This window comes from Rickettsia endosymbiont of Nabis limbatus (assembly GCF_965196655.1).
In the GTDB taxonomy this organism is placed as follows: Bacteria; Pseudomonadota; Alphaproteobacteria; order Rickettsiales; family Rickettsiaceae; genus Rickettsia.
Map to the genome: position 1 here is coordinate 1098852 of NZ_OZ239771.1, position 23209 is coordinate 1122060.

The following is a 23209-nucleotide window of genomic DNA, read 5'->3' on the forward strand; positions in this document are numbered from 1 at the left end:
CGTTAATAAGGTTATAATGTGCAATATTCACTAGATAATTAATTAAAATAAATATCTAGTGATACAATGATAAGAATAAATATGTACACAACAATTATCACCCTTTATAAGCAAGGCAATAGTCAAAGAAATATTGCCAAACTAACGAGAATAGACCGTAAAACAGTAAGAAAAATAGTAAACCGTTATGTAGAGTCTGGTACAGAATCTCCTGCACCCTATGAACGATCTTCAGCACTGGATTCTTGGCACGAACAAATAATTGAGTTATTAGAAAAGAATCTAAGTTACATAAGAATTTTTGAAGAGTTAAAAATTCAAGGTTATACAAAAAGTTATGGTTCGCTAACCCGTTATATCAAAAAATATAAGATACAAAATAACAGTTGCATTCGTTTTCATACTTTAGCAGGAGAGGAAGCACAAGTAGATTTTGGTGACATAGGCTTACAGTATAATTCTAAGGGGCGTAGAGTTAAAGCATATGTATTTAATATGCGTTTAAGTTATAGTCGCCTTGATTATTATGAAGTAGTGTTTGATCAAAGTTGTCAAACATGGATACAATGTCATATCAATGCATTTAATTATTTTGCTGGCAGTCCAAAAGTAATAAAACTTGATAATCTTAAAGCTGGAGTGGTAGATAGCAATTTCTATGAGCCCGTATATCAGAAGGAATACAAACGTTTAGCTGATCATTATGGAATTTTACTTTCTCCTTGTCGTGTATATCAACCTCAAGAAAAAGGCAAAGTAGAATCAGGAATAAAGTATGTCAAAAATAATTTTTTTGCTGGACGTAAATTTCATAGATATGAAGAATTAACACATGATCTTGCTAACTGGTTAAATAAAGCAAATAACCGAATACATGGTACTACTAAAAAAATTCCTCAGGAACTATTTGAGCAAGAAGAAAGTAATAATTTAATGCCTTTACCATTAGAAACGTTTGATTTGTCATCGTGGCATAATCGAAAAGTAGCAAAAGATTGTCATATCACCATAGATAATAATTATTATTCCGTACCGGCAAAATATATATACAGTGAGGTACTGGTACAATTATCACCAAAACTTGTTCAAATATTTTCTATCCAAAATGATTTAATAGCAAGGCACGTTAGAACAGATGGCAAAGGAATATTTACCACTAATCCGTCTCATTATGCCAAATATAAACGTCTATGCCCAGGTTTTATAGAATATAGTGAACATTATCAACAACAAATGCAGCAGATAGGAAATAATTGCAGTTTATTATTAGAGTTATTACAACAAACACGAGTAAATGATTGGCAACGTTGTGCTAGAGGTATTATTTCTTTACGTAAGGTTTACAATGATGAGTTAATAGATAAAGCTTGTCATAGAGCATTACATTACGGTATAAGTTCTTACTCTAAAATTAAAAATATCTTAAATAGTAATGCAGTAAACTTACCATTGCCAGAGTTTGGAGGTCAGAATGCAGAACTTGCTTAATGACCTACGTAGTTTTAGATTATCAGGTATAGTCAATAGCTTAAATGAAAGGATTATTTATGCTCAAAATAATAAACTAGGATTTAAAGAATTTCTCTCACTATTATGTGAAGATGAAAAATCTCACCGTAAGGATAATAATTACCGTCGTCGTAAAAGTGCTGCTAAATTACCAGTCACTAAAAATTTAGAAGACTTTGATTTTCAGTTCCAACCAAGTATTGATGCCAAAGTAATAAGTGATTTATCTACTTGTGATTATATTAATACTAAGGGCAATGTCATATTCATAGGTAATTCTGGAACTGGCAAAACTCATCTTGCTATTGGATTAGCATTAAAAGCTTTAACACGAGAATACTCTGTATATTTTACTACGGTATCGGATATGCTTTATAATTTACATATTGCAAGAGCAGATAATAGCTATCACAAAAAAGTTAAATTACTCTTATCATTTGACTTATTAATTCTTGATGAGTTAGGTTTTAAGCAATTACCAAAACATTCAGTAGATGATTTTTTTAATATTATTGCTAAACGATATGAAAATAAATCTACCATTATTACCACAAACAAGGATTTTGAAAGATGGAATGAAATATTTGCTGATGAGTTATTAACTCATGCAATTATTGATCGAGTAGTACATCATGCACATATACTAAACATCACAGGTAAAAGTTATCGTATTAATAACTATAAATTTGGAGGTCATTTGACATAAAAATTTTTACATATAGTGGTCCCTTTTTCGTGCAATTTACTGGTCCCTTTTTATTTGACAATGACAATTATTAACCTTAAGCTTTCTCTATAAGGTTCAATAAACACTTTATGACGATATTTTGGTATCCACACAAAGTGATACATTATTCTAAAAACATGATGACTATTACGCCTCAATTCCATTCTACTAAATTATAATATGCCAACGCTTATATTATAACGCTATCCATCTAGGGAGCAAGCTCCCTAGATTTTCGCTATGCGGTTAAACTCATTATAATTCATCATTAAATTATAATGGGTTTATATGGCAAAGATAACTGATCTTGATCATCACTTAAATCAAGAAAAAGAAGCATTAAATAAAGTACTAAGTAACCTAAATGAGCTGTGCGAACATAATCAAAAATTACAAGGCTTCATTGAAATACAGAAAGAAGTTAAAGAATTAGAAAAAGAGCATAATAGATCATTATCTTGGTTTAAAAAACTTATAAATACAGCTTCTAATATAAAATATGCTTTTGTAAAAAGTGAGGAAAGATTAGCTAAAGATGCCATAGAACAGAATAATAAATTATTAAAGCGTATAGATAATACTATATTATTTATAGCCGATAAATCCGGTCCTTTAAAACAGGAACTACAAAAAGAACTCAGAAAGAATTTTGAGGATTTAGCAAAAAAAGACTTATCTAAAGATCAACGTGAAAGGCTTAGCAATTTATTCAATAATGAATATGCTGCTAACCCACAAAAATTTGCTCAATTACCTATGTCTAAACCTCTGTATTTCCCAAATGCAGAAGAATTAGAAAATCAGCATAACGATTTAAAGGTCATTCAGCAAAATGTCCTAAATTTATTAACTGAAAATTCTAATATTGAAGAGCTCAAAAAAATACAAAAACAAGTTGCTGAAATTAGAGAGGAAGTACCTTACACATTTTTTGAAAAATTAAACAATAGCTGGCAAAAAATCAAAAATATTTTTGTTAATAATAGTGAGCAAGTTTTAGCAAAAAATAAAGAAAACAATACTAAAACTATTATAAATGTAGAAGAAAAATTACATAAAGCTAATAATAAATTTGAGAAATTAATTAGCAATAAAAAGCAAAATATTGAAAATATAATTTCAAATTTACCTGATAATAAAAGATTAGAAGCGATAAAAGAAAAGCTTCAAAAGCATATAAACGTAAAAGTCTGTCATTGTCAAATAAAAAGGGACCAGTAAATTGCACGAAAAAGGGACCACTATATGTAAAAATTTTTATGTCAAATGACCTCCAAATTTATAGTTATTAATACGATAACTTTTACCTGTGATGTTTAGTATATGTGCATGATGTACTACTCGATCAATAATTGCATGAGTTAATAACTCATCAGCAAATATTTCATTCCATCTTTCAAAATCCTTGTTTGTGGTAATAATGGTAGATTTATTTTCATATCGTTTAGCAATAATATTAAAAAAATCATCTACTGAATGTTTTGGTAATTGCTTAAAACCTAACTCATCAAGAATTAATAAGTCAAATGATAAGAGTAATTTAACTTTTTTGTGATAGCTATTATCTGCTCTTGCAATATGTAAATTATAAAGCATATCCGATACCGTAGTAAAATATACAGAGTATTCTCGTGTTAAAGCTTTTAATGCTAGCCCAATGGCAAGATGAGTTTTTCCAGTTCCTGAATCACCTATGAATATTACATTTCCCTTAGTATTAATATAATCACAAGTAGATAAATCACTTATTACTTTGGCATCAATACTTGGTTGGAACTGAAAATCAAAGTCTTCTAAATTTTTAGTGACTGGTAATTTAGCAGCACTTTTACGACGACGGTAATTATTATCCTTACGGTGAGATTTTTCATCTTCACATAATAGTGAGAGAAATTCTTTAAATCCTAGTTTATTATTTTGAGCATAAATAATCCTTTCATTTAAGCTATTGACTATACCTGATAATCTAAAACTACGTAGGTCATTAAGCAAGTTCTGCATTCTGACCTCCAAACTCTGGCAATGGTAAGTTTACTGCATTACTATTTAAGATATTTTTAATTTTAGAGTAAGAACTTATACCGTAATGTAATGCTCTATGACAAGCTTTATCTATTAACTCATCATTGTAAACCTTACGTAAAGAAATAATACCTCTAGCACAACGTTGCCAATCATTTACTCGTGTTTGTTGTAATAACTCTAATAATAAACTGCAATTATTTCCTATCTGCTGCATTTGTTGTTGATAATGTTCACTATATTCTATAAAACCTGGGCATAGACGTTTATATTTGGCATAATGAGACGGATTAGTGGTAAATATTCCTTTGCCATCTGTTCTAACGTGCCTTGCTATTAAATCATTTTGGATAGAAAATATTTGAACAAGTTTTGGTGATAATTGTACCAGTACCTCACTGTATATATATTTTGCCGGTACGGAATAATAATTATTATCTATGGTGATATGACAATCTTTTGCTACTTTTCGATTATGCCACGATGACAAATCAAACGTTTCTAATGGTAAAGGCATTAAATTATTACTTTCTTCTTGCTCAAATAGTTCCTGAGGAATTTTTTTAGTAGTACCATGTATTCGGTTATTTGCTTTATTTAACCAGTTAGCAAGATCATGTGTTAATTCTTCATATCTATGAAATTTACGTCCAGCAAAAAAATTATTTTTGACATACTTTATTCCTGATTCTACTTTGCCTTTTTCTTGAGGTTGATATACACGACAAGGAGAAAGTAAAATTCCATAATGATCAGCTAAACGTTTGTATTCCTTCTGATATACGGGCTCATAGAAATTGCTATCTACCACTCCAGCTTTAAGATTATCAAGTTTTATTACTTTTGGACTGCCAGCAAAATAATTAAATGCATTGATATGACATTGTATCCATGTTTGACAACTTTGATCAAACACTACTTCATAATAATCAAGGCGACTATAACTTAAACGCATATTAAATACATATGCTTTAACTCTACGCCCCTTAGAATTATACTGTAAGCCTATGTCACCAAAATCTACTTGTGCTTCCTCTCCTGCTAAAGTATGAAAACGAATGCAACTGTTATTTTGTATCTTATATTTTTTGATATAACGGGTTAGCGAACCATAACTTTTTGTATAACCTTGAATTTTTAACTCTTCAAAAATTCTTATGTAACTTAGATTCTTTTCTAATAACTCAATTATTTGTTCGTGCCAAGAATCCAGTGCTGAAGATCGTTCATAGGGTGCAGGAGATTCTGTACCAGACTCTACATAACGGTTTACTATTTTTCTTACTGTTTTACGGTCTATTCTCGTTAGTTTGGCAATATTTCTTTGACTATTGCCTTGCTTATAAAGGGTGATAATTGTTGTGTACATATTTATTCTTATCATTGTATCACTAGATATTTATTTTAATTAATTATCTAGTGAATATTGCACATTATAACCTTATTAGGTTACACCAAATTCTCTGGTCCCTTTTTCGTGCAATTTACTGGTCCCTTTTACTTTAGCAATGACAGATCCAAATAACATAACTGAACAAACAACCTCTTCCCAATCACAATCTGCTAAAACTCAACCAACTGCTGTTGGTTTGCCTAATAATCATATACCTACCTCACCTGTAAATATAGTACCTCCCATAACTGAAGAAAAACCTTTTACACCGCCTCCTCCACCTATGCCAGAAACAGAAGTTACTGAGCATAAAAATGTAGAAACTACTGCATTTAATGTACCACCACCTCCTCCACCGCCTATGCCTAAAGATGATGTTCCTTCACCACCCCCGCCTCCTGTTGGTGATAATATTGCTACATTAACATCTCAAAAGGCTAAAGAAACTAACCAGCCTCGCCCAGCAGTAGATACTACAGATTTAATGAAACAAATACAGGGAGGATTTAACCTTAAAAAAATTGAATATGATGAAAATGGTAAACCTATACCTAAGCTTAACACAACCATACCTGAAAATAAAGATGGTAATAAAGAAATATCTGATCTTATGAAAGCTACTCTAGATAAAATAAAATCAGCAACAGCATCTAGCGATAGCGAAAGAAGTAATAGTGATAGCGGAACTGATTCAGGATGGGCTAGCGATGTTAGTACTAGAAGTAAAAAAGTTTTAACTAGAAGAGAACGAAACGCTAAACAATCTCAACAAAGGTAGAGCGTTAAAAAACAGATTTATCTAGATGTAGAAGTCAAGATTTGATCTTACAGACACTATAAAAATTATATCTGAATATCTGATAAATTATGACTGTCAGATAAGTATTCAAGATATAAGATTTCATTGTTCTTTTCAATAGCTAATTTCTTACTATCCTTAAAAGTTTGCATAGGCGTTTTACCATAACAATATTTTCCTGAATGTGGTCGCTCATTATTGAAATGCTCTAACCAAATATCAAGATCTAATTGTAAATCATCAAGATCAGTGTAGATCTTTTTCTGCATAGCTGTATCAAAGAATTCTTGTTTCATAGTTTTAATGATACTCCTCGCAGCAGAGCTACGAGGTATCTATCCAAAAAGTTTTAACTGTTTTTGTTGAAATGCTTTATAAGAAGGTTTGCCTGAACCTTGATTTTTTACATAATTACGTAATTTCCGCTCATCACCATGTTTACCTACTGTGCTCATAAAATATCCTTTACTCCAAAACTCACTTCCCCATAATTTTTCTTTAAGATTTGGATATTTCTTAAACATTTCCTTAGATGTAATACTTTTTATGATTTGAGTTATTTTTGTTGGGCTATACATTGGTATTGACTGTAGTAAAAAATGTACATGTTCTTTATCTACTCCTATTTCCAAAAATCTAATTTCATAACGAGCTTCTATGTCCTCACAAATTTTACATAAATAATCGTCTAGTTCCTCTTTGAATATTACTCTTCTATACTTTGCCGGTGTTACTAAATGATATATTAGTACTGTGACATTATCACTTTTATGTATATAACTGCTTTCTTCCATGCATCTAGTATATCACGAAGCAGACCTTCGGGGAATTAAACCCTAAGAGATTAAAACGTTCACACATACCATTTGTTTGAGGAGAATATGCTTTAGTAATAGTATGTTCTATACCTTCGATACTTAGAAATAATTCAAAAGCATGATGCTCTATATTTCCCTTATATTCTGACCCACAATCTGTCAGAATACGAAGTATTGGTATGCCTTGAGTTTCATACCATGGTAACACGCGGTCATTAAGCATATCAGCAGCAGTTAAAGCTGTTTTATCAGTATATAGTTTAGCATCAGCTACTCTGCTATAGCTATCAATAAATACCTGAGAATAAACCTTACCTATACCCTTAAAATTTCCTACATAATATGTATCTTGGCATCCTAGATAACCTGAATGCTGTGTCTCAATCTCGCCATGGGCTTCTTTTTCGCTACGTCGTTTCTCTAGTACTTGTAACTGAGATTCAGTAAGTACAATACCATCCTGAGCCATCCTTGCTTCTAATGCTTTAAGCCTTTTATTGATATTGTTTAAATCATTACGTAACCAAATTGATCTCACTCCTCCAGGTGATACAAGTATACCGCTCTTCTTAAGCTCATTTGATACTCGAATCTGTCCATATGCTGGATATTCTATTGCCATATCCATTACTGCCTTCTCTATCGCTGGATCAACTCTATTCGCTATTATTGGCTTCTTCCGGCTAATCTCATACAACGCTTCTTCACCACCAGTTTCATACAGTTCTTTAAATCTGTAATAACTATCTCTGCTATAGCCCATCGCTTTACATGCTGATGATATGCTACCAAGACTCTTAGCGAGTTCTAGTAATCCTAATTTTGGCTTTATTATTTTTTGATTTAAGTTCATTTCTTATCTCCATTTAATAATTAATTTATTTTACTAAATGTAAGATAAAATCTCAACTATTACAACTAAAGAATAATTTTCTAGCTTATTCTTTAGTTTTCTTTGTATTTAAAATAAATCAGAATGAGTTCCTGTCCGGTAAAAAATAATAGAATCTTCATCAATTTTATAAATTAATAACCAATCAGGCTCTATATGACATTCTCATTTTAAGTAATAATCACCAGTAAGTTTATGAGGTTTAAATTTTGATGGTAAAGGAATATTATTTACAAGCATAGATACTAATGCATGTATTTTCTTTATATTTTTTCCTCTTTTTACTAATTGCTTTAAGTCGCGTTCAAAAACTATAGTAGAACGAACTTGCCTCATTTTGCCATATCATCTAAAAATTTTTTAAACTCTTCTAAAGTAAAAGTTGTACCCTCGCCATTATCTGTTTCTTCAAAAGCTTTCAAAGTCTCCTTATTTGGAACCTTAACATGCGGTTTGAAAGGTAGCCCGCCGCTATTTATACACTGATTTAAGAATATTCTCATGGCTTCCGACATAGTCATACCCATTTGCTTAAATATTTGCTCAGCTTCTATTTTTGTGTCTTCTGCAATGCGTAATCTTAGAGCCTGTCTTGAAAAGATATAAGAAATAATTTATATTGTCAAAAAATAATAAAGTAGGAATATGTATCCCAGTGATATAGTGGAAGAAGAAAGGATACATTTAGCTCCATTTGTTGGTCCTTGCAAGATAGGACGGTCACGTAAACATAATATAAGAGATATAATTAATGGCATTCGTTACGTAATTAGGAGTGGTTGTCAGTGGGGATTATTACCTAAAGATTTTCTCCCATGGCAAACAGTATATGACTATTATTTACGTTGGCGTAAGAATGGTAGATGGCAAGAAATACATGATAGATTAGTCCAAAAAGTAAGGGAGAAAGAAAGTAAGAAATCCACTCCTACTGTAGGGATTATAGATAGTCAGTCTGCATAGTACCCTACAATTTTTGTAATGGGGCGTTGAGAGTGTGAAAAAGCTCTTTTTTTGGAGGTAGTAATAAGGTATCTATGAGTTGAGTTATAGCTATTATAGATTGATAGAAGGCATTTTTAATATAATCAAAGCCATAATAAGTAAATAATGAAAATAGTTGTTTTTCAATGGTTTTATAGCTTTTTATACGAATTGGATTTAGTGCATTTTGTATTAATCCATTCTTGATTATTAAGGCTGAATTGATAGCAGCTACCACTAATAATTTCTCAAATCTGTCCAAATTTACTAAATGACTTTTTTCAATATCAAAACCACCACTTTTAAGATGCTTAAACAACCGTTCGATTGACCATCGATATCTATATAAAGCGAAAATATCAACTTCAATCTCAATGGATGATACCAACACCATTAGTTCACTTTTATCGTTTTTATATGCAGCAAAATTAACTTTTTTATCCCACAATACACCGCTACAAACCTTATATTCTAAAGCTTTAAGATCATTAAATATTTTTACAATGCTTAGAGTTTTTAAACTTTTTTCAAGGCGAATTTTGTTATCTCTTTTTAAGGGAATAGCAAATTTTATGTGATTATTTATCAGAAAATTTAACCATTCTTTATTCATAAATTCCCGATCAGCAAGCAAATACTTTATTTTTTCAACACCCAAATTTTTAATAAATTTCTGTAAAAATTCTTCCATCAATTCTCCAGAACATACCCCACCATGCGGTAAAGATTTCCAGTACACTGGCACTGATATTTTACCAATTATAATTACTAAAAATAAAATATTAATATCTGATTTCCCAAATTTCCAGTTTGTTCGATCTATTGCTACAACATAATTTTCTATACAAAAAAAGCTTAATATCAATGATGCAACTTTCATATAATCAAAAGTAAATTCTTTCAAAAAACAATAAATCCTATGGGTTTTTGATGATATTTTAGCATCACCTACAATACCAAGGGCTAAACCTTTTTGATAAATAGAACTTCCAGTCATTAGACTGATTATCATTCCAGACAAACATTTTAATCTTGATTTATTTCCATCTATATATAAAATTAATTCTCGAAGTAGTATTCGGTGCATTGTTTTCCAAAAAATCCACCTTATACTACTTTATTACCCTTTAAATCAACCTTTCTTCAATATCTCTACAAAATTGTAGGGTACTATAAGATTTTGTATACATACTTGAGATTTTTTATTATCATACAAATAAAATGTACCGTTTAACTCATGTTGCGTATAGTTATAAGCTGCTTCATTATTTTGTAATGCAGTTACGACATTATCTTTTATTTCAAAAATTCCCTTAAACTCTTTTTCTACATATTGTATGCCCAATTGGCATGTATTACCTAATGATTCAAAAAATTTTCGAGCTTGTGTAACACATGATTTAGGAGTAATATAACTATCATTAGATATAACATATTCTTCACTTCCTAGAAAAAAATTGGTAAAATTACCGAACATATTAGGATTTTCTTTAACCCTAGAAATAGGTTGAAGACTTAATTGAAATTGTTTAGGCATAACACTCTCCATATATTATAGTTGATTATGAAAAGGTATAATATAAATATTTTTAGCGGTTAATAATTGTTATTATTTAATAAAATTGCTTTTTAATTGATATAATAGCTCTAAAGCTTCTTTAGGCGATAATTTATCAGGGTCGATGGTTTTAAATTTTTCCTCCAATTTACTGTTTTGTAGTTTAGGGGACTCAATAGCGAATAGACTCAAATTATTTGACTCCGTCGATAAAATATTCTTTCCTTTACCTGCGGCATTTTTCTCAAATTTAAGCAGAATCTGCTCTGCTCTATTGATAACGCTTGCAGGCAGCCCCGCTAAAGCTGCAACATGAATGCCATATGATCTATCGGCTGCACCTGCTATAATATTATGTAAAAACAAAATATCTTTGCCTGATTTCTCAATAGCAATAATATAATTTTGCATAGCCGGCAGAAAATTATCCATAATAGTTAGCTCATGGTAATGGGTTGCAAATAAACACCGACATTTCAGCTTATCATGGATGTATTCAAGCACTGACCAAGCGATAGATACGCCATCATAAGTAGAAGTTCCACGCCCTACCTCATCTAATATAATCAACGAGTTTTTAGTAGATTGTGCAAGGATCGCTGACGTCTCTAACATCTCTGCCATAAAAGTCGATTGTCCTTTAATCAAATCATCAGCTGCTCCGATTCTGCTAAATATCTTATCCACCATCCCTATTCTAGCACTTTTAGCAGGCACAAATGAACCTATTTGAGCAATGATTGCGATAATGGCATTTTGCCTTAGGAAAGTACTTTTACCTGCCATATTAGGACCGGTAATTAGCCAAATACGTTCCGCTTCCGATAAATGACAATCATTATGCACAAAGCTTTTTCTCTCTCTATTCAAAGCCTCTTCGACTACCGGATGTCGCCCTTTAACGATGTCAAAGCTTAAATCATCCGTAAACTCAGGTCTGACATAATCATTTTCGCTTGCAATATAAGCAAAGTTACAAAACACATCAATACCGCTTAAGGAGCTAGCAAGAATCCGTAAATAATCGGATTGCTTCGTTACTCGCTTGCATATATCTTCGTATAACTCTTTTTCCAAACTTACTACTAAGGTTTTAGCATTAACTAGATCGCTTTCAAGTTTTTGCAACTCAATTGTAGTATAACGCACGCTATTAACAGTAGTTTGACGATGAATAAATTTGGGATCATTAATCTTATTAGCATTTTTAGCGGTGATATCGATAAACAGCCCTATCACATTATTATGAGATATTTTTAAACTATCTATACTTGTTTCTCTTTTATATTGATCTTTTAGTTTCTCAATATGTAGTTTACCATTATTAATTAAATCATGTAGCTGCAATACTTTTGGGTGGTATGAATGCTTTATAACACCGCCATCATTTAAATTATTCGGTGCATCTTCACATATGCTTTCCTCAATTAAATTATACAACTCATCATTTCTTATTAACGGTTTAACAATTTTTTCAATAAAGCTTGGTAGCTCAAAACCATAATTATCAAATAATATTTCTTTAATAGAGTTAGCCGCCTCTAACGTATATTTAATACTAAGCAAATCACGCCCCGAACCTCTATTCATAGTAATACGGGTTAAACAACGCTCTATATCGCTGGTTTTCTTAAGTAGCTCACGGACTTTTGCAGTTATATCTAGATTAGAATGAAAAAAATCGGTTATATTTAAACGCTGATTTATTTTATGAATGTCAGTTAACGGGCTTGATAGGAAATTATATAACAATCTACCGCCTTGTTTAGTAACAGTGTGGTTAAGGGTACTTAGCAAGCTTCCTTTATTCCCTCCACACGAATTTGTGACTATCTCAAGATTACGTCTTGTTGAAAAATCAATTGTCATATAACTATGAAAATCGATAATTTTTGGCTTTGGTAAATTTGGGATATTTTCTTTTTGCGTTAGGGTAAGATATTCCAAAATACTACCTATTGCACAAATTTGGCTGCTAGATATTTCCCCTACCCCTTTAATATCTCTCATCTTATAAAAATCTAGAATAATTTTTTCACATTTATTAGCAGCAAAAAAACTATCAACCTGATAAGTAATACGGAAATTTAGTTGCTTAGAAATATTACTCGCAAGATCAGAAGATCTTAAATGCTCACTAAGTAGAATTTCACGAGGCTTAAGGCGGGCAAGTTCATTAAGAATTTCAAGCTCAGGAACGTTAACTACAAAAATTGTGGAAGTAGAAAGATCAGCATAGCAAAGTGCTGCCATATCTTTGTTTTTCGGCACAACAAGACTTGCTAGATAATTCGGTTCAGCCGTAGTAATCAAATTTTCTTCAATCACTGTGCCAGGCGTTATAATACGAGTAACATTTCTATTAACTACCGCCTTATAACCGCCTCTATTTTTTGCTTCTTCAGGAGTTTCGAGTTGATCGCAAATAGCGACCTTATAATTTTCTTCGATTAATTTAGTTAGGTAATTTTCAAGAGCATGGTAAGGTACGCCGCACATCGGCACTTCTTCATCGCCGTTCTTACCCCTCTTAGTTAAAGCAATACCGAGTACGCCGCTAGCAAGCACGGCATCCTCATAAAACATTTCATAAAAGTCACCCATTCTAAAAAGCAATAAGCAATCTAGGTGAGCAAATTTAATATCTAAATATTGCTGCATCATTTTAGTAGCAGCATCATACCCATATTTATCCTTAAACTCTTTAAAATCCATACCAAGTAAAATTATTTATATACTGTTTTATGACTATATAAGAATGTGCTAATTAATTAAATATATATTTTTCATTATCAGATTTTTAGATAATCATTGCTGTGTTTCTCAACATATTCTTTATATTTACCTTTAAAATCGATAATATTTCTTTTATGAGAAAGAGCGATAATTCTAGTTGCTAGGCTTGCAAAATCACGATCGTGAGTAACTAATATTACTGTACCCTCAAACTCAACCACTACCGGCTGAGAGCCGGTAGGTTGATGATAGGCACTAGAAGTGCCGTAGAGTTTAAGCTAAAGCTTATTCCAATCTAATGTTAGAAATAGAAGTTGGTTTATGAGCTTCTGTATGGTTATTTATATACTCATTAATTACTTCATCTGTGATATGACCACTTGTTGTACTAAAATAACCTCTTCCCCAAAAATGCTTCCCCCAATATCTCTTTTTTAATTCTGGGAATTCTTGTTGTATTCTACGTGAAGTTCTACCTTTTGCTCTTTGTACAAATTCACTTACTGCTATATTAGGAGGTATCGATACTAAAATATGTACATGATCAGATGATATCACCCCATTTACTATCCTAATATTCATTTCCTCTGAAACTTGAGCTATGATTTCCCTAATCCTTTCTTTGATAACTTGGGTTAATACTTTATAACGGTATTTTGTTATCCATACTATGTGATACCTGTGATAATATACCGTATGTTTCCCTTTTTCATATTCTGTCATAGTCATCCTATAAAATAAGTCCTACTTACTTATTTTATATAAGACGACTATGACTTATTCAAACTAAAGTTTCTCCACCTGAAGGTGGAGGTTTGAACCATCAGCTGGATAATCAACTAAGGCTTTTTTAAGTGCTTCTCGTGATTCTAAATCAAGATGATTTGTTGGCTCGTCAAGAACTAAAATATTGCTTTTTTCTAGTATCATTTTAGCAAGTAATAATCTTGCTCCCTCACCACCGCTTAAATTTAAGATATTTTTATTTACTTCATCGCTACGAAATAGTACCTGCCCCAATATATTTCTTATGGTGTTCTCTGTTTCCTTTTCAGCATAATTTTTAAGCCAGTCAAGAAGGCACCGTCAAGTTAAGAGAGATGTAAAAATGATACTCCTCGCAGCAGAGCTACGAGGTATCTATCCAAAAAGTTTTAACTGTTTTTGTTGAAATGCTTTATAAGAAGGTTTGCCTGAACCTTGATTTTTTATATAATTACGTAATTTCCGCTCATCACCATGTTTACCTACTGTGCTCATAAAATATCCTTTACTCCAAAACTCACTTCCCCATAATTTTTCTTTAAGATTTGGATATTTCTTAAACATTTCCTTAGATGTAATACTTTTTATGATTTGAGTTATTTTTGTTGGGCTATACATTGGTATTGACTGTAGTAAAAAATGTACATGTTCTTTATCTACTCCTATTTCCAAAAATCTAATTTCATAACGAGCTTCTATGTCCTCACAAATTTTACATAAATAATCGTCTAGTTCCTCTTTGAATATTACTCTTCTATACTTTGCCGGTGTTACTAAATGATATATTAGTACTGTGACATTATCACTTTTATGTATATAACTGCTTTCTTCCATGCATCTAGTATATCACGAAGCAGACCTTCGGGGAATTAAACCCTAAGAGATTAATTTGATGATTAATGGTTAATGATGTATTTGTAAATCTATGAATAATAGGTATATTATTCTTCCAGAAAATAATAATCAAATAAATCAAACGGCATCGTCATATATGGACGCCTGGTTAAAAACAAGTACTAAAAATAAAAAACAGTTAATGATAAATGAAGCAGTCATATATTCGGCATCAAAGTGCCATAATGGTTTCTGCATTCTGCCTAAGATCCTAGAGAGATTCACTCAAGTTAGCGGTATCTAGGTACCATGACGTTAGCTCGGATTTCATCCAGAATGATTATGTATTATCTCTTTAACCCGCCGTTTTATTATTCTACTTTGTTTTTATTTCTTTACCCCTATCTAGTTTAAAAATTATATAGTTTATAATTTATCCTAAATCTTAAGTACTATTATACCAATTGGTAATTTCTGTTCTTTACCAGACAGGCATAAGCGATTCTAGCCAATTTATTAGCTGTAGCTACTGCAATTACATTGAACGATTTCCCTTTTTCTTTTAATCTTTCAATAAATTCTGATAACGCTCCTGATGTCTGATTAGTTTTATAGCTTCTCATCAATAAAGACCTACCAGCCTGTATTAGCATTGTTCTTGCATATCTATCACCTTGCTTGGTTATTCTTCCTAGAATAATCTTACCTCCAGTGCTATTTTGTTTCGGGACAATTCCAAGTGAAGCAGCAAAATCCTTAGCAGAATCGTATGCTTCAACCGGTTTGATGCTTAAAATACTTGCGTTAATTGTACCAATTCCTGGAATAGTTTCTAAAATTTTTGCCTTCTTGGAACTCCGATTCTTTGCTGCTAATTCTTTATCTAAGCTTTGTTCACGAATCATCAATTGTTCAATTTCTTTACAATCCAGCAACATTTGTTCAGCAATAGTGTTGTTAATAAATCCTTCTTCTAGGGCAAAATTTACAAAATTTTGACAAGATTTTGCAAATGTAGATTTTCCGCATGTTACCAAATAGCCAAATTCAAATAATGAAGTCATCAGAGAGTTGCTGTACTGAATCCTTTGTTGTATTATATTTTGTCTTGCTTTATGCAGGTAAGATATTTCTTGCTCTTCTATTGTTTTAGCTTTGACGTGTATTAAATCGGGATCACATGATGCTTTGCAAATTGCAATTGAATCATTAATGTCATTTTTTTGTCGAGTTTTTGCATATGCTTTCACATCTTTAGGTTTAAGCAAGATGGCTTTATGTCCTATTGATTCAAGCCTTTGAGCCATATAATGAGCTCCACCACAAGCTTCAAATACAAAGGTTTCTGACTCTGGAAACATTGTTGATAAATTTTCAAAAAAGCTTCTTCGATCCATTGCTTTTTTTAATACAACTTTATTGTCTAAATTTATTGCTGCAAAATGCAACTTTCTTTTTGCTAAATCAATTCCTATTACTTTATAATTACTCATGGTATGGACTCCTTTATAAAATTATTAAAAATTACAAACCTATCTTAGGTTTTGGTTCTTTGATATCTTAATATCACTTAAAACCGTTGATAAGTTCTTTCTTATCATTGGCGTCCATACCATCAAGTTAAGTAACATAGTGTCAAAAAGAGTAATATTTTTAGATTTCAGACAGCAAGAAGTCTTTGAGTAGCTTCATCCCAAATGGATTTAGCGGATGCAAATGCAATTCTTTGGTCAGGTGCTGTTTTAGTATACCTTCCAACATTTACGGCAAATATATTTCTAACTTTTCCCATCAGTGATAATGTACATTGTGCTGCATTAGGATGCTTAAATTTACTCAACCACTACCGGCTGAGAGCCGGTAGGTTGATGATAGGCACTAGAAGTGCCGTAGAGTTTAAGCTAAAGCTTATTCCAATCTAATGTTAGAAATAGAAGTTGGTTTATGAGCTTCTGTATGGTTATTTATATACTCATTAATTACTTCATCTGTGATATGACCACTTGTTGTACTAAAATAACCTCTTCCCCAAAAATGCTTCCCCCAATATCTCTTTTTTAATTCTGGGAATTCTTGTTGTATTCTACGTGAAGTTCTACCTTTTGCTCTTTGTACAAATTCACTTACTGCTATATTAGGAGGTATCGATACTAAAATATGTACATGATCAGATGATATCACCCCATTTACTATCCTAATATTCATTTCCTCTGAAACTTGAGCTATGATTTCCCTAATCCTTTCTTTGATAACTTGGGTTAATACTTTATAACGGTATTTTGTTATCCATACTATGTGATACCTGTGATAATATACCGTATGTTTCCCTTTTTCATATTCTGTCATAGTCATCCTATAAAATAAGTCCTACTTACTTATTTTATATAAGACGACTATGACTTATTCAAACTAAAGTTTCTCCACCTGAAGGTGGAGGTTTGAACCATCAGCTGGATAATCAATATCTTCTCTTTTCGCCTAGTTGGTTGATGTGCATTCTCAACGCGATTATTTAATCTCTTATTAGTTCGATGTTTAGTCCTAGGACACATAAGCTTAATCGGTTTAATGTAACTCTTGAGCTTATCAGTAACAATTACTCTTGGAGCTGGGTAATTGCCCAATAATCTTAATAAAAAGCGAATAGCTGATTTCTTGTTGCGTCGCTTCTGTAGCAATACTTCTAATTCATGTCCCTCAGAGTCAACAGCCCTCCATAGTATGAATACTTCACCTTTAATCTTAATGTTCATTTTATCTAAATGCCATTTATCAGTTGGCTTCCGCTCCCTCCTTCTGATAACATCTTGAAAATAAACTGCAAATTTGTTGTACCAAAATCTTACTGTCTCATGACTCAAAATAATACCTCGATATGCCATCTGTTCTTGAACATCTCGGTAGCTACTATTAGAACGATGATATAACCATACTGCATGGCTAATGATGCTTGCTGGAAAACGATGTCTCTTCGGAGCTTGAGTAATACGCATAATGGTGAAATTTAGAGATAAATGGTTACTGCTATTCTATAAATTATTCCATGCATTTGCTCAATACTTAATTTACATCTCTCTTAACTTGATGGTATGGACGCCAATGATAAGAAAGAACTTATCAACGGTTTTAAGTGATATTAAGATATCAAAGAACCAAAACCTAAGATAGGTTTGTAATTTTTAATAATTTTATAAAGGAGTCCATACCATGAGTAATTATAAAGTAATAGGAATTGATTTAGCAAAAAGAAAGTTGCATTTTGCAGCAATAAATTTAGACAATAAAGTTGTATTAAAAAAAGCAATGGATCGAAGAAGCTTTTTTGAAAATTTATCAACAATGTTTCCAGAGTCAGAAACCTTTGTATTTGAAGCTTGTGGTGGAGCTCATTATATGGCTCAAAGGCTTGAATCAATAGGACATAAAGCCATCTTGCTTAAACCTAAAGATGTGAAAGCATATGCAAAAACTCGACAAAAAAATGACATTAATGATTCAATTGCAATTTGCAAAGCATCATGTGATCCCGATTTAATACACGTCAAAGCTAAAACAATAGAAGAGCAAGAAATATCTTACCTGCATAAAGCAAGACAAAATATAATACAACAAAGGATTCAGTACAGCAACTCTCTGATGACTTCATTATTTGAATTTGGCTATTTGGTAACATGCGGAAAATCTACATTTGCAAAATCTTGTCAAAATTTTGTAAATTTTGCCCTAGAAGAAGGATTTATTAACAACACTATTGCTGAACAAATGTTGCTGGATTGTAAAGAAATTGAACAATTGATGATTCGTGAACAAAGCTTAGATAAAGAATTAGCAGCAAAGAATCGGAGTTCCAAGAAGGCAAAAATTTTAGAAACTATTCCAGGAATTGGTACAATTAACGCAAGTATTTTAAGCATCAAACCGGTTGAAGCATACGATTCTGCTAAGGATTTTGCTGCTTCACTTGGAATTGTCCCGAAACAAAATAGCACTGGAGGTAAGATTATTCTAGGAAGAATAACCAAGCAAGGTGATAGATATGCAAGAACAATGCTAATACAGGCTGGTAGGTCTTTATTGATGAGAAGCTATAAAACTAATCAGACATCAGGAGCGTTATCAGAATTTATTGAAAGATTAAAAGAAAAAGGGAAATCGTTCAATGTAATTGCAGTAGCTACAGCTAATAAATTGGCTAGAATCGCTTATGCCTGTCTGGTAAAGAACAGAAATTACCAATTGGTATAATAGTAACGCGAGTTTCGTATTCAAAAAGTCGCTGTATAGCTGATAAACAGTGGGTTACGGGGATATTGATAATACTGTTTTTGTTATAAAGTGAGTACAAAATACAAATTGCTAATTAAAATATGGTATTTATAGTATAAGAAAAAAGTTTATAGGTTATTGAAAAAACTTTAAGAGCAATAACCTATGATAATGGATTTTACAGAAATATTTTGTTACGTCGATGATTTTTTTCAAGAATTAGACAAGCATACAAATTCAATTACTAACCATAACAACAAATCTGGTCCTAAAAGTCGACTTAACAGAAGTGAGGTAATAACAATTATAATAGGCTACTGGCAGTCATCTTATGATTGTTTTAAGAATTATTATCTGAAGCAAATATGGATTTATCATCAAAGAGATTTTCAATTAGTAAGCTATAGTCAATTTATAAAAATAATAGGTCCACATTTACCACTATTAGTACTGATATTCAATTCTATTTTGGATCAGTGTGATGGCCTTTCTTTTGTAGATTCAAGTAGTATAGAGGTATGTAAGAGATACCGTATTTCAATGAATAAAGTGTTCGCCGGCATAGCAGCACGCAGTAAGACAACAAAAGGTTGGTTCTATGGACTTAAACTACATCTAATAATTAATAGAGCCGGTGGTATAGTTAAAGCATCTTTTAGCCCTGGCAATAAGGATGATAGAAAACAGCTGGAACTGATGATCAAAAATCTTTTTGGTAAAGTATTCGGAGATCGTGGTTATATTTCACAACAATTATTTCAACAACTTTTAGAGCAAGGAATTTTTATGGTAACTAGGGTAAAGAAAAATATGAAAAATAAACTTATGTCTATGTTGGATAAAATATTATTGCTTAAAAGAGCATTAATAGAATCTGTGTTTAGTAAAATTAAACTATTGGGGAAGTTTGAGCATTCAAGGCATAGATCAGTTACAAATGCCTTTGTGCATATGGTTGCAGCACTGATAAATTATCAAATGTCTGATAATAAACCTTCTATTACATCTCTCTTGATATGCTAAATCCTATGCTATATTAATTCGAAACTCGCGTAATAGTACTTAAGATTTAGGATAAATTATAAACTATATAATTTTTAAACTAGATAGGGGTAAAGAAATAAAAACAAAGTAGAATAATAAAACGGCGGGTTAAAGAGATAATACATAATCATTCTGGATGAAATCCGAGCTAACGTCATGGTACCTAGATACCGCTAACTTGAGTGAATCTCTCTAGGATCTTAGGCAGAATGCAGAAACCATTATGGCACTTTGATGCCGAATATATGACTGCTTCATTTATCATTAACTGTTTTTTATTTTTAGTACTTGTTTTTAACCAGGCGTCCATATATGACGATGCCGAACTAAGTAATAATACATTTGATGAAATACATATATATACTGTTGATAATAGTGAATATAAGCTTACAGGAGCTATACATTATTCATCATAATAGATGTTCAAATAAACTACAAAACTAAATCTAAACTAAGGTAAGAAGTAATTACTTTTAGTATTTGCTAACCTGATGCTAAAACCTCAAAACCTTGATTATACCTTGCGTCCCTCGTTCGACACGTTCGTACGAATAGCAAAAACTGAAGAGTGGCGCACCCGAGAGGAGTCGAACCCCTAACCTTATGATCCGTAGTCATATACTCTATCCAATTGAGCTACGGGTGCTAAATCTTAGAGTAGCATATATAAAAGCTTATAGTTTGTCAAGAAACATAGATTTTCCAAATAAAACTTCGTTTACTTACTCTTCATTCATTAAAGGTAATTAAAAAACAATAAAATATAAAAATAATCACAAATGATACTCCTCGCAGCAGAGCTACGAGGTATCTATCCAAAAAGTTTTAACTGTTTTTGTTGAAATGCTTTATAAGAAGGTTTGCCTGAACCTTGATTTTTTATATAATTACGTAATTTCCGCTCATCACCATGTTTACATACTGTGCTCATAAAATATCCTTTACTCCAAAACTCACTTCCCCATAATTTTTCTTTAAGATTTGGATATTTCTTAAACATTTCCTTAGATGTAATACTTTTTATGATTTGAGTTATTTTTGTTGGGCTATACATTGGTATTGACTGTAGTAAAAAATGTACATGTTCTTTATCTACTCCTATTTCCAAAAATCTAATTTCATAACGAGCTTCTATGTCCTCACAAATTTTACATAAATAATCGTCTAGTTCCTCTTTGAATATTACTCTTCTATACTTTGCCGGTGTTACTAAATGATATATTAGTACTGTGACATTATCACTTTTATGTATATAACTGCTTTCTTCCATGCATCTAGTATATCACGAAGCAGACCTTCGGGGAATTAAACCCTAAGAGATTAATAGATTTTTAGAAAATGAAAAATATACTCCTTCTTTGTTATGGGAACACATTAAGAATGATGTTATCTTTTCATCTAACGGATATACAATATTTGATGATACGGTGTTAAACAAAAGGAACACAAAGAAAATAGAGGTTGCTAGATCGCAGTATAGTGGAGCTACAGGTGGAGTTACTACCGGTATAGGAGTAGTGAGTCTTGTATATTATAACCCCGATATTGATAAGTTTTGGGTAATAGATTATCGCATTTTTTCACCTGATCATGATGGAGCGACGAAACTAGATCACCTACTAAAGATGTTCAATAATGCTGTTTATAGTAAAAAGATTCCTTTTCAAACTGTACTTTTTGACACATGGTATGCTACACACAAAATTATGCAACATGTTGACTCCTTGGGCAAATATTATTATGCCCCTATTAAAGCCAATAGAAATGTTAGTAAAACGTGTGATTACGAGCCTTATAAAGCTGTTAGCAAGTTGACGTTTTCAGATGAAGAAATTAAGAATGGAATGGAGATTCATATAAAAGGATTTGCCAAAAATAAGCATGTTAATTTGTTTAAATTTACTGTTTCTACCAACAGAGTTGATTATGTTGTTACCAATAACAAAACTCAAAAATCTTCTAAAGCTGCACAAGATGAGTTTGGCTTGCGATGGGTAATTGAGAGCATGCATAGAAAAATTAAGCAACTGACTGGTATAGAACGTTACCAATGCAGAAAACAGCGTATCCAACGTAATCACATTAGTTGTGCATTTCTAGTTTGGGCTTTTCTCAAAAGAACTGCAAATAAAATAGGTAAAACGGTCTACCAAATAAAGTTAGGGCTTTTAGATGACTATATGCAACAACAGCTTCGTTCTCCATCTTTACGATATTTAGAACCAAACATAGCGTAAGTTTTGTCTATAAATTGATATCTATATATTACTAATATCATTATATTTATAATTTTTCAATTAAAAGTTAAATAAAATCCTCTTAAAACTTAATCTCTTAGGGTTTAATTCCCCGAAGGTCTGCTTCGTGATATACTAGATGCATGGAAGAAAGCAGTTATATACATAAAAGTGATAATGTCACAGTACTAATATATCATTTAGTAACACCGGCAAAGTATAGAAGAGTAATATTCAAAGAGGAACTAGACGATTATTTATGTAAAATTTGTGAGGACATAGAGGCTCGTTATGAAATTAGATTTTTGGAAATAGGAGTAGATAAAGAACATGTACATTTTTTACTACAGTCAATACCAATGTATAGCCCAACAAAAATAACTCAAATCATAAAAAGTATTACATCTAAGGAAATGTTTAAGAAATATCCAAATCTTAAAGAAAAATTATGGGGAAGTGAGTTTTGGAGTAAAGGATATTTTATGAGCACAGTAGGTAAACATGGTGATGAGCGGAAATTACGTAATTATGTAAAAAATCAAGGTTCAGGCAAACCTTCTTATAAAGCATTTCAACAAAAACAGTTAAAACTTTTTGGATAGATACCTCGTAGCTCTGCTGCGAG

The 23209-nt window shown here is 31.7% G+C and carries 25 protein-coding genes, 1 tRNA gene and 5 pseudogenes; 10 read left to right on the plus strand and 21 right to left on the minus strand.

From position 1 onward, the window contains the following. The first annotated feature begins 81 nt into the window (after positions 1 to 81). Positions 82 to 1488, plus strand: a complete 1407-nt coding sequence (istA, locus tag ACOAL3_RS06365; protein ID WP_419234561.1) for an IS21 family transposase — start codon at positions 82 to 84, stop codon at positions 1486 to 1488. Beyond that, a complete protein-coding gene (gene istB / locus ACOAL3_RS06370) occupies positions 1472 to 2215 on the plus strand; it encodes an IS21-like element helper ATPase IstB (protein WP_419234522.1) in 744 nt (247 codons plus the stop codon). Before istA (ACOAL3_RS06365) ends, istB (ACOAL3_RS06370) begins: the two co-directional genes overlap by 17 nt. 50 nt (positions 2216 to 2265) lie before the next feature. On the opposite strand, the gene ACOAL3_RS06375 is transcribed toward istB (ACOAL3_RS06370), so the two are convergent. After that, positions 2266 to 2361, minus strand: a complete 96-nt coding sequence (locus tag ACOAL3_RS06375; RefSeq protein ID WP_419234615.1) for a transposase — start codon at positions 2359 to 2361, stop codon at positions 2266 to 2268. 163 nt (positions 2362 to 2524) lie between these two features. On the opposite strand from ACOAL3_RS06375, the pseudogene ACOAL3_RS06380 reads away from it, so the two are divergent. Further along, positions 2525 to 3424, plus strand: a pseudogene (locus ACOAL3_RS06380) (Arp2/3 complex-activating protein rickA); the annotation flags it as partial. Positions 3425 to 3493: 69 nt separating this feature from the next. Here ACOAL3_RS06380 and istB (ACOAL3_RS06385) read toward each other — a convergent pair. Then, on the minus strand, positions 3494 to 4237 hold the full coding sequence (gene istB, locus ACOAL3_RS06385; protein ID WP_419234616.1) for an IS21-like element helper ATPase IstB: 744 nt from the start codon (positions 4235 to 4237) through the stop codon (positions 3494 to 3496). Next, positions 4221 to 5627: an IS21 family transposase gene (gene istA / locus ACOAL3_RS06390; RefSeq protein WP_419234561.1), complete on the minus strand. Its 1407-nt coding sequence runs from the start codon at positions 5625 to 5627 to the stop codon at positions 4221 to 4223. The genes istB (ACOAL3_RS06385) and istA (ACOAL3_RS06390) overlap by 17 nt, the downstream gene beginning before the upstream one ends. 139 nt (positions 5628 to 5766) lie before the next feature. On the opposite strand from istA (ACOAL3_RS06390), the gene ACOAL3_RS06395 reads away from it, so the two are divergent. Then, entirely contained in the window at positions 5767 to 6429 is a 663-nt protein-coding gene (locus ACOAL3_RS06395) for a hypothetical protein (RefSeq protein ID WP_419234617.1), read from the plus strand. Positions 6430 to 6494: 65 nt separating this feature from the next. Here ACOAL3_RS06395 and ACOAL3_RS06400 read toward each other — a convergent pair. The 6 genes and pseudogenes from ACOAL3_RS06400 to ACOAL3_RS06425 form a co-directional block, all read right to left on the minus strand. After that, positions 6495 to 6752 (minus strand): annotated as a pseudogene (locus tag ACOAL3_RS06400) (integrase core domain-containing protein); the annotation flags it as partial. A 33-nt stretch (positions 6753 to 6785) separates the two neighbouring features. After that, positions 6786 to 7244, minus strand: coding sequence for an IS200/IS605 family transposase (gene tnpA, locus ACOAL3_RS06405; RefSeq protein WP_419234618.1), 459 nt, complete (start codon positions 7242 to 7244; stop codon positions 6786 to 6788). Between the two features lie 49 nt (positions 7245 to 7293). Further along, positions 7294 to 8121 (minus strand): annotated as a pseudogene (locus ACOAL3_RS06410) (helix-turn-helix domain-containing protein); the annotation flags it as partial. Between the two features lie 108 nt (positions 8122 to 8229). Further along, positions 8230 to 8316, minus strand: coding sequence for a type II toxin-antitoxin system mRNA interferase toxin, RelE/StbE family (locus tag ACOAL3_RS06415; protein ID WP_395477677.1), 87 nt, complete (start codon positions 8314 to 8316; stop codon positions 8230 to 8232). Further along, positions 8293 to 8496 (minus strand): annotated as a pseudogene (locus tag ACOAL3_RS06420) (type II toxin-antitoxin system YafQ family toxin); the annotation flags it as partial. The gene ACOAL3_RS06415 and the pseudogene ACOAL3_RS06420, both read right to left, overlap by 24 nt. Continuing rightward, a complete protein-coding gene (locus ACOAL3_RS06425) occupies positions 8493 to 8774 on the minus strand; it encodes a type II toxin-antitoxin system RelB/DinJ family antitoxin (RefSeq protein ID WP_419235619.1) in 282 nt (93 codons plus the stop codon). The gene ACOAL3_RS06425 and the pseudogene ACOAL3_RS06420, both read right to left, overlap by 4 nt. A 31-nt stretch (positions 8775 to 8805) precedes the next feature. Between ACOAL3_RS06425 and ACOAL3_RS06430 the strand changes: the two genes are divergently transcribed. Further along, the gene (locus ACOAL3_RS06430; RefSeq protein WP_419234619.1) at positions 8806 to 9123 is read left to right on the plus strand and encodes a transposase; all 318 of its coding nucleotides are present in this window, start codon (positions 8806 to 8808) and stop codon (positions 9121 to 9123) included. A 4-nt stretch (positions 9124 to 9127) separates the two neighbouring features. Here the strand turns inward: ACOAL3_RS06430 and ACOAL3_RS06435 are convergent, their stop codons facing one another. The 10 genes from ACOAL3_RS06435 to ACOAL3_RS06480 form a co-directional block, all read right to left on the minus strand. Further along, positions 9128 to 10141, minus strand: a complete 1014-nt coding sequence (locus ACOAL3_RS06435) for an IS4 family transposase (RefSeq protein WP_419234620.1) — start codon at positions 10139 to 10141, stop codon at positions 9128 to 9130. 135 nt (positions 10142 to 10276) lie between these two features. Beyond that, positions 10277 to 10681, minus strand: coding sequence for a hypothetical protein (locus ACOAL3_RS06440; RefSeq protein ID WP_419234621.1), 405 nt, complete (start codon positions 10679 to 10681; stop codon positions 10277 to 10279). A 72-nt stretch (positions 10682 to 10753) separates the two neighbouring features. Next, entirely contained in the window at positions 10754 to 13417 is a 2664-nt protein-coding gene (mutS, locus tag ACOAL3_RS06445) for a DNA mismatch repair protein MutS (protein WP_419234622.1), read from the minus strand. 306 nt (positions 13418 to 13723) lie between these two features. After that, entirely contained in the window at positions 13724 to 14161 is a 438-nt protein-coding gene (tnpA, locus tag ACOAL3_RS06450) for an IS200/IS605 family transposase (RefSeq protein ID WP_419235588.1), read from the minus strand. Between the two features lie 63 nt (positions 14162 to 14224). Next, positions 14225 to 14458: an ATP-binding cassette domain-containing protein gene (locus ACOAL3_RS06455; RefSeq protein WP_419234623.1), complete on the minus strand. Its 234-nt coding sequence runs from the start codon at positions 14456 to 14458 to the stop codon at positions 14225 to 14227. Positions 14459 to 14578: 120 nt separating this feature from the next. After that, positions 14579 to 15037: an IS200/IS605 family transposase gene (tnpA, locus tag ACOAL3_RS06460; RefSeq protein WP_419234624.1), complete on the minus strand. Its 459-nt coding sequence runs from the start codon at positions 15035 to 15037 to the stop codon at positions 14579 to 14581. 455 nt (positions 15038 to 15492) lie between these two features. Then, positions 15493 to 16530, minus strand: coding sequence for an IS110 family RNA-guided transposase (locus ACOAL3_RS06465; protein WP_419234517.1), 1038 nt, complete (start codon positions 16528 to 16530; stop codon positions 15493 to 15495). 167 nt (positions 16531 to 16697) lie between these two features. Continuing rightward, complete coding sequence (locus ACOAL3_RS06470; RefSeq protein WP_419234625.1) at positions 16698 to 16877, minus strand: transposase; 180 nt, start codon at positions 16875 to 16877, stop codon at positions 16698 to 16700. Between the two features lie 68 nt (positions 16878 to 16945). Beyond that, complete coding sequence (gene tnpA / locus ACOAL3_RS06475) at positions 16946 to 17383, minus strand: IS200/IS605 family transposase (RefSeq protein WP_419235588.1); 438 nt, start codon at positions 17381 to 17383, stop codon at positions 16946 to 16948. Between the two features lie 47 nt (positions 17384 to 17430). Continuing rightward, complete coding sequence (locus tag ACOAL3_RS06480) at positions 17431 to 18030, minus strand: IS6 family transposase (RefSeq protein WP_419234626.1); 600 nt, start codon at positions 18028 to 18030, stop codon at positions 17431 to 17433. A 214-nt stretch (positions 18031 to 18244) separates the two neighbouring features. On the opposite strand from ACOAL3_RS06480, the gene ACOAL3_RS06485 reads away from it, so the two are divergent. The 3 genes from ACOAL3_RS06485 to ACOAL3_RS06495 all read left to right on the plus strand — a co-directional run bounded on the left by ACOAL3_RS06485 (position 18245) and on the right by ACOAL3_RS06495 (position 20763). Next, positions 18245 to 19282 (plus strand): IS110 family RNA-guided transposase, encoded by a 1038-nt coding sequence (locus tag ACOAL3_RS06485; RefSeq protein ID WP_419234517.1) that lies wholly within the window; start codon positions 18245 to 18247, stop codon positions 19280 to 19282. Positions 19283 to 19468: 186 nt separating this feature from the next. Beyond that, positions 19469 to 20326 carry an IS982 family transposase gene (locus ACOAL3_RS06490; protein ID WP_419234519.1) on the plus strand — a complete coding sequence of 286 codons (858 nt, stop codon included), beginning with the start codon at positions 19469 to 19471 and terminating at the stop codon, positions 20324 to 20326. A 230-nt stretch (positions 20327 to 20556) separates the two neighbouring features. After that, positions 20557 to 20763 carry a hypothetical protein gene (locus ACOAL3_RS06495; protein WP_419234627.1) on the plus strand — a complete coding sequence of 69 codons (207 nt, stop codon included), beginning with the start codon at positions 20557 to 20559 and terminating at the stop codon, positions 20761 to 20763. 153 nt (positions 20764 to 20916) lie between these two features. On the opposite strand, the gene ACOAL3_RS06500 is transcribed toward ACOAL3_RS06495, so the two are convergent. Continuing rightward, positions 20917 to 20993 (minus strand) — tRNA-Arg (locus ACOAL3_RS06500). 165 nt (positions 20994 to 21158) lie between these two features. Beyond that, positions 21159 to 21617 (minus strand): IS200/IS605 family transposase, encoded by a 459-nt coding sequence (gene tnpA / locus ACOAL3_RS06505; RefSeq protein ID WP_419234628.1) that lies wholly within the window; start codon positions 21615 to 21617, stop codon positions 21159 to 21161. Positions 21618 to 21666: 49 nt separating this feature from the next. Here tnpA (ACOAL3_RS06505) and ACOAL3_RS06510 point away from each other — a divergent pair. Next, positions 21667 to 22584 (plus strand): annotated as a pseudogene (locus ACOAL3_RS06510) (IS701 family transposase); the annotation flags it as partial. A gap of 143 nt (positions 22585 to 22727) precedes the next feature. Beyond that, positions 22728 to 23186: an IS200/IS605 family transposase gene (tnpA, locus tag ACOAL3_RS06515; RefSeq protein WP_419234618.1), complete on the plus strand. Its 459-nt coding sequence runs from the start codon at positions 22728 to 22730 to the stop codon at positions 23184 to 23186. Positions 23187 to 23209 lie beyond the last annotated feature (23 nt).